Origin of the sequence: Gelidibacter sp., from assembly GCF_039916245.1 — a bacterium.
Taxonomy (GTDB): Bacteria; Bacteroidota; Bacteroidia; order Flavobacteriales; family Flavobacteriaceae; genus Gelidibacter.
This window is the reverse complement of sequence record NZ_JBDSLS010000202.1, coordinates 1-4,062: the sequence shown is the minus strand read 5'-3', so window position 1 is coordinate 4,062 and position 4,062 is coordinate 1. Positions and strand designations below refer to the sequence as shown.

The window sequence follows — 4,062 nt, the reverse complement described above, 5'->3', positions numbered from 1 at the left end:
CTATTCATTGATATGATAAAAAAACTATTCAAATTTCTCTTTAAGCTTATTTTGTGGTTATTAGCCATTCCCATTATAGCTGTGATCATTTTTAAATGGGTTCCGGTTCCAGCAACACCTTTGATGGTCATAAGATATTTTGAACAGAAAGAAACCGTTTGGAAACATGATTGGGTGTCTATAGACGAAATTTCAAAAAACTTACAATTAGCGGTAATTTGCAGCGAAGATCAAAATTTCCTAAAACACAATGGCTTTGATATGAAAGCTATTGAAAAAGCTTTGGATTATAATCAAAAAGGAAAAAAAGTAAGAGGCGCGAGTACCATCAGTCAGCAAACGGCGAAAAATGTATTTTTGTGGCCACACCGCAGTTGGCTTCGGAAAGGATTGGAAACCTATGTCACGTTTTTGATTGAATTGATCTGGTCCAAGGAGCGCATCATGGAAGTGTATTTGAATAGTATCGAAATGGGGAATGGCATTTATGGAGCTGAATCGGCTTCCCAATATTGGTTCAAAAAACCGGCTTCAAAACTAAGTAAGAGTGAAGCAGCTGCCATTGCCGCAATTTTACCAAGACCATTAAAATATCGCGCCAATCCACCAACCGCATATATTGCCAATAGAAAGTTATGGATCATGAAACAAATGTCGTTTTTTGGGCCTTTAAATTATGATTCTAAAGATGGAAAGTAATTTAAAAATTAAAGAGCAACTTTATAAGCAATGCGTTGATTTTGTAGAAGAACGTCTTATAACCATCCAGAATCAAATTAAGGAAATTCAGGAATCGCTCAACTCAGAAACTAAAAGTAGTGCAGGAGACAAGCACGAAACGGGGCGAGCCATGTTGCAATTGGAACGTGAAAAGTCAGGACAGCAATTATCTGAAGTTGAAAAATTAAAAGAAGCATTATCTAAAATTGATGTAACTAAGTCTTCAGCAACAATCGGTTTGGGAAGTGTGGTGTTTACCTCAAAATCCAATTATTTTATGGCGATAAGCGCAGGGCAATTAAAAGTTGGATCGGATAAGTTTTTCGCTATTTCTCCAAATACGCCGATTGGATTATTGCTGATGGGAAAAAAAGCAGATGACGAAATTGCATTTAGAGAGCAGCATTTTGTGATAAAAACTGTTTTATAAAAGACCTCACAGGTTTTGGAACCTGTGAGGTCTGAAATCTAATTTCTTTGAGAAATCCTTTATTTTTTTCTGTGCTTATCTTTTTCTCTTTTTTTCCGCCAAGGTGCATTCGCCTGCCAATCGCCAGCCATGATGCAGCCATAAGGCATCACTTCGTCAATCACTATTCCTAAGCCGAATTCTTCCATCTGTTGTCTTACGCTATTGGCGTTTTTATAAGCTGATGGCAACTCGGAAATATCAATTTCATTTGAGAAAAACCGAATGTCCAAACCTCTCGTTTCTTCTTTAAAGATTTGCATGGTCGTCCCTGATTTGCTACGCCTGTGTTGGGTTCTGCTCATATTCCGACCAGCACCATGCGGCGCAAATCCTAAATTGTTGGCCGTTGTTGCACCTTCTACAATTAACACAGGTTCTGACATGTTCAACGGGATCAATCGCGGACCTGTGATGTCTGGCATAAATTTTTTATCTAATGGCGTCGCGCCTTTGGCATGGTAAAACAAATCGCCATCCTTAAATACAAAGTTATGTTCGTTCCAATAACGGTCTTTGATAGCGATGTTTAAAGTTTCCGCCACCGCATTATGCAATACTTCATGATTCGTTTTTGTCCAATTTCTGATGATTTGCAAAGCCTCCCAATAATCTTGTCCTTCTTCGGTTTCAAAAGGAATCCATGCGTTTTGTTTCTTAGTGTCAGGCGACAAATCTTTTCTGAACCTTTCAGCGATTTTCATGCCCTTATCATATAATCGTGCGCCTGGACCTCTAGAGCCGTGATGTGTAACCAGCATCGTATGGCCTGTTTTTTTGGATTTCCCCACAAACAGAAAATGGTTGCCATCGCCTTGGGTCCCCAAATGTGATTTTGCGATGGAAATCATATGCATATCATTCAAAAAACTGTTGTTTTCAAAAGCTTTCAACAACTCCGCAGGAAACTTAAACTGTGCATCCTTATCACGACCCCCAGGGCCAAAATGTGTGTTAGCATGAGCGGCATCTAAAATGGCTTTTGGATCTGCTTTTCCAAAATCGGTCAGCATGACAGAACAACAAATATCGGCACTATGCATGCCTGGATGGATGGCGTTTTTAGCAACCGCCACACCGCCAACCGGAATCGTTCCATCCGGACCTGCTGGACAAGCATCGGGCATAAGGGCACCTGAAACCAAAGTTGGTGTTTTCATCAAGGTTTGCATGGAATTTATTACGGTTTTTATGTTTTCTTCCTCCAATTTATTTTCTGCTTTGATGTTGATGGCAAAGTCTACCGGTTTTGGATGTAATTGAATGGGATCAGGCTGGATAAATTGCTCCAAAAATTTGTCCAATGCTTCGCCTTCTAAATTGTTTTTATTGATATGTTTGATCGCATTTTTCATCCATTTTCCTTGGGGAAATCCCAATGCTATTAAATCGTGTCCTGTGATTTTCTCCTTCATGTTTCTTTTTTATGCAGTTAATTTGTTTATGTTTTTGAACAGATTAAGATTTGTTTCTGATTATAATACGGAATTATTAACGTCTTGTACCATCTTTTTCATCTCATTACGATAAAAATTTCAAAGATGTATAAAGGAGACTCATGATTTGTCGATATTGAATCTGCGTCAAATGCGATAAATTTTATTGCTGTGACAAGTTCATTCAGAATTATTAGAAAAAAGATACAATTTAAGCAATAAAGAACATTTTAATTAAGTCATTGCATGTATCTTTAATAAAACGTATTGCTAAAAATCGCTAGGTGTCATTACAAAGTTATTACGATGTCGTCATTATTGGAGGAGGCTTGGCGGGTTTGTCTGCTGCTATCCATCTGCGGAAATATGATTTTAATATCCTTCTTATTGAGAAAAACGACTATCCCAAGCACAAAGTTTGTGGTGAATATATTTCAAGTGAAGTGCTTCCGTATTTGAATTATTTGGACATTGATGTGTTCGCCTTAGGAGCCAAAAACATCACAAAATTTGAAGTGTCCACTATCCAGAATAAACTGATTTCTGCCGATTTACCGCTGGGCGGTTTTGGCATCAGTCGTTATGCCTTGGATTATGCGCTCTATTCCAAAGCCAAAGAAAACGGAGTAGTGATTGTCCAAGATACGGTTGGCGACGTTCAGTTTATACAGGATGAATTTAAAGTGTCCACCAAAAATAATGGACAGTTTTGCTCTAAAATCGTAATTGGTTCTTATGGCAAACGAACCAACTTGGATGTAAAACTGAACCGAAAATTCATCAAAAATAAATCACCTTATTTAGCCGTAAAAACGCATGTTAAAGGCAGTTTTCCTGAAGACTTGGTCGCTTTACACAATTTTGAAGGTGGTTATTGTGGGATTTCTAAAGTGGAAGATGATAGCATTAATCTGTGTTATATAACCAATTTTGAAGCTTTTAAAAAATATAAGGATATTGACGAGTTTCAAGAAAAAGTGCTTTTCAAAAATGTCTATTTGAAATCAATTTTTGAAAACACTACGCCAGTTTTTGAAGCGCCTTTAACGATTAGCCAGATTTCTTTTGATCGTAAATCGCCCGTGGAACAACATATGCTCATGTGTGGCGATTCGGCAGGCATGATTCATCCGCTTTGTGGCAATGGCATGAGCATGGCGCTTAGAAGTGCGCAAATAGCATCCGAACTGATAATTGATTACCTTAATAAAAAAATAACCTCAAGGGATGTATTGGAAGCGTCCTATCAAAAAGCATGGAACAATGCATTTCAAAACCGCTTAAAAGTTGGTCATGTCGTCGCCAATTTGTTTAATAATAGCACATTGTCAGAAATATCACTAAGGATGCTCAAAATAATGCCGTTTTTAGTACCACTGATTATCAAACAAACCCATGGAAAACCGATGTCTATAAAATGAGTTTTTTAGTTGATAC

4 protein-coding genes are annotated in these 4,062 nt (G+C 37.7%); 3 read left to right on the top strand and 1 reads right to left on the bottom strand.

All coding sequences use genetic code 11. The features are described from left to right. Positions 1-12 precede the first annotated feature (12 nt). Positions 13-699: a monofunctional biosynthetic peptidoglycan transglycosylase gene (gene mtgA, locus ABIQ28_RS10880; RefSeq protein ID WP_348037174.1), complete on the top strand. Its 687-nt coding sequence runs from the start codon at positions 13-15 to the stop codon at positions 697-699. After that, entirely contained in the window at positions 677-1,150 is a 474-nt protein-coding gene (locus tag ABIQ28_RS10875) for a 3-oxoacyl-ACP synthase (protein ID WP_348037172.1), read from the top strand. Before mtgA ends, ABIQ28_RS10875 begins: the two co-directional genes overlap by 23 nt. Before the next feature lie 59 nt (positions 1,151-1,209). Here ABIQ28_RS10875 and ABIQ28_RS10870 read toward each other — a convergent pair whose 3' ends face one another. Next, positions 1,210-2,604 carry an RtcB family protein gene (locus ABIQ28_RS10870; RefSeq protein WP_348037170.1) on the bottom strand — a complete coding sequence of 465 codons (1,395 nt, stop codon included), beginning with the start codon at positions 2,602-2,604 and terminating at the stop codon, positions 1,210-1,212. A gap of 305 nt (positions 2,605-2,909) precedes the next feature. Between ABIQ28_RS10870 and ABIQ28_RS10865 the strand changes: the two genes are divergently transcribed. Continuing rightward, a complete protein-coding gene (locus ABIQ28_RS10865; RefSeq protein ID WP_348037168.1) occupies positions 2,910-4,046 on the top strand; it encodes an NAD(P)/FAD-dependent oxidoreductase in 1,137 nt (378 codons plus the stop codon). Positions 4,047-4,062: the final 16 nt, after the last annotated feature.

Coding starts and splice junctions, on each gene's coding strand:
- mtgA (WP_348037174.1), top strand. CDS start 13: ATGATAAAAAAACTATTCAAATTTCTCTTTAAGCTTATTTTGTGGTTA.
- ABIQ28_RS10875 (WP_348037172.1), top strand. CDS start 677: ATGATTCTAAAGATGGAAAGTAATTTAAAAATTAAAGAGCAACTTTAT.
- ABIQ28_RS10870 (WP_348037170.1), bottom strand. CDS start 2,604: ATGAAGGAGAAAATCACAGGACACGATTTAATAGCATTGGGATTTCCC.